Below are 1,120 nucleotides of genomic sequence, written 5' to 3'. Positions count from 1 at the left end.
GGGCGTATAAGCGAAGCGAGTCTGGGAAACGAACAAGGACTGGACATCGAGATCATGCGTGACGATCTAACGGATATTTTGTACAATTTGACCAAAGATACGATCCGTTACAGGTGGGGAGATTCGATCACTGCAATTGAAGAGACGAAGGAGGGGGCCAGGGTCCAATTTGCCTATGGCCAGCCACAAACATTTGATGCTGTAATCGGGGCGGATGGTCTTCACTCCAATGTTCGCAAGCTGACATTCGGTGATGAATCGCAATTTAAGCGAACGCTGGGATGTTATATTTCAATTTTTACCATGGCCAACTATCGTAACTTGAAAAGCATCCAGCAGTTTTTTGCGACACCGGGCAAAACGGTGGGGATGTATAGCGCACGAAGAAATACCGAAGCGAAGGGAATGTTCATCTTCAAATCGGCTCCGCTGCAATACGACCGGCACGATTTAGAAACGCAAAAACGGCTTGTAGCCGAGACATTTGGAAGTGCCGATGGCTGGGATACCCAGCGGCTGCTTCATGCAATGATGGAGGCCGATGATTTTTACTTTGATGAAATCTGCCAAATTCAAATGCCGACATGGTCCAATGGCTGTGTCGCGCTTTTAGGCGATGCCGCTTACGGCCCGTCTCCGCTATCTGGGCAAGGCACTAGCCTTGCACTTGTCGGAGCATATGTATTGGCTGGTGAGCTAAAATCCGCGAATGGCGATTTCCTAAAAGCATTTTCCGCTTATGAACAAGTGATGCGAGTGTTTGTAGAGAAGAACCAAAAAATCGGCCGCACTGCAGCAGAAAGTATGGTCGCAAGCTCGAGTTTTAAGATTATGATGCAAGACTTAATGCTTCGCGTACCCTTTGTGATGACTGCCATGTTTAAAATGATTACTAAAACGATTGAGAAAGCGTCCAACGGGATCGAACTTAAGGATTACAGGTAAATCGACGGTAATTGGATTTTTCTTAAAGATGAATTCGGATTGAAGAGGAAAGGGCTGAAGAATCAATGAACGCGCAAACCATCATTTCAAATATAGTTGACAATTAAAAAACAAATTCTGCGGAATAAGCACTCTCGTTCCGGCGGTTCAAGAGCAAAGGGGGCTATACGCCCTG

General features: G+C 46.2%; 1 protein-coding gene. It reads left to right on the top strand.

Features of this window, described 5'->3' with window-relative positions; all coding sequences use genetic code 11:
• A partial coding sequence (locus AC0YNV_RS40690; protein ID WP_475773132.1) for an FAD-dependent monooxygenase occupies positions 1 to 945 on the top strand: 945 nt, incomplete at its 5' end.
• Positions 946 to 1,120 lie beyond the last annotated feature (175 nt).

The organism is Paenibacillus sp. JT31N11, from assembly GCF_056269285.1.
The sequence above is the reverse complement of the archived record's forward strand: the minus strand, read 5'-3'. Positions and strand labels throughout refer to the sequence as shown.